Consider the following 1,589-nt stretch of genomic DNA (forward strand, 5'->3'; position numbering starts at 1 on the left):
AAGCGAGTATAACCGAGGAACCGGATGCGGGAAAACCGCACGTCCGGGTCTGTGCGGGGGGCGCTGGGTAACTGGCGTTCCTACCGCGAGAGGCTCCAAGAAACATCGAAAAAGAAAGTATAGGGAATGGGAAAACAAATACGTAAGAAGCTGTCTAAAAGAAATAAGAAGAAACCTTCTATTTTTAATGCTGAAAATATTGCAACCGATGAAAAAAAACAAGCAAAGTACAATAAGTTAAATACGAAGATACAGGATATGCTTAAAGGATTGGGCTTAGATTCGGAAAAAATGAACTTTATCGATAATCCTGATCAAATCAAAATGTCAGCTGTAATCCTTAAAATAGTTGAACCATATATCAAAATGTATTGGGGAGATGAAATTAAAGTTCGTGGAATAATTTCTTTATCTATAATGATATGGAATATGGCTTATTTACCTCAAGAAAAACAGAATAAACTTCAAGAACAGTGGATAGAAGATGCACTACCGAGCGATTGTGATGCTCAAGATGTAGCCTCAATGCTTAGTATTTTTGAAAGCTTACAAAAAAGACAAAAGGATTTATTCCCAGATATTCGAAAATTTATTATGGGGCATGAGCTTAGATTAGATAATGAAAATATTCATTTGAACATATCGTCTGCCCCATTATGTGAAAAAAGCTAACTGGTTTAAATTAAATAAAAATGCCCAATAGGGATAGGACTCCCCATTACTGAGGAGCCCTCCCACACCACCGGGCGTACGGATCTCGTACCAAGGCGGTTCGGCTGGTATGAATAGAATCGGTTGTAGGTTATCCCACCGATTTTATCGGGCTTTGGGCAAAGTCATGCTATGGAAATTTCGACCACTGCCGCATTATTTCCATAAAATCCTTCTACTTACTCACCACAACCATTTACCCAAGCCATTCGGCCCGGGTACCGTTCAGGCCTTCATCGGGGTGAGGCCTCCGGGTGTACTTCTCCCATGACAGGGAGGCCCGGCTCGTTTCCTCCAACTACTATGCCCTCTGCTGACTTCTCCCATGCGGTCAAGACCGGTTACCCGGCCCTCAGCCAATCCGGCACATGGGAGATCTCCCGGGGTAAACACGTGTCTTTCAGTACGTGAATGCCGGATTTACGGACATACCCTTTAATGGATAGAGGACTTCACCTTGTTGTGCAGGCTCGTCCCGGTATGTGCGCCTTATATCCGATTCCTGTACGTCATCCCGTACCTTCGTGGTACCTTGCCTCAGCAAAGCGGCTTCCTCCCGAAGCACCGTCACCGATACCCCGTTGCACTACCACTACACCCTTCGCCTCCATCCGGCTGGGTCTAAGACTTGCCAAATGTATTGAAATTCTATACATTTGACTCACTTTTAAGAACANGTGCCGTGCCCGGCACACACAAAACGCTGGAGAGGGACCGGGCTTACTGCGCGGCGTTTTCGGAAGTGCCTGGTTCATGAAAATTTAACTTTTTATTGGGGCTTTTGGGTTTAAAAGCCCGGCCCCTCAGCTCCCCGTTGTCGCGCCGAGCAAAGCTCGGCGCATCTTGCAGGGTGAAAATTCCTGTCGGGTGAAATCCAG

At 45.7% G+C, this 1,589-nt stretch carries 1 protein-coding gene; it reads left to right on the forward strand.

Annotation, left to right across the window (positions count from 1 at the left end; translation table 11 throughout):
* Positions 1 to 126 precede the first annotated feature (126 nt).
* Positions 127 to 672: a hypothetical protein gene (locus B147_RS0109475; protein ID WP_020586971.1), complete on the forward strand. Its 546-nt coding sequence runs from the start codon at positions 127 to 129 to the stop codon at positions 670 to 672.
* The last annotated feature ends 917 nt before the right edge of the window (positions 673 to 1,589 follow it).

The sequence above is a fragment of the Desulfobacter curvatus DSM 3379 genome (assembly GCF_000373985.1).
In the GTDB taxonomy this organism is placed as follows: domain Bacteria; phylum Desulfobacterota; class Desulfobacteria; order Desulfobacterales; family Desulfobacteraceae; genus Desulfobacter; species Desulfobacter curvatus.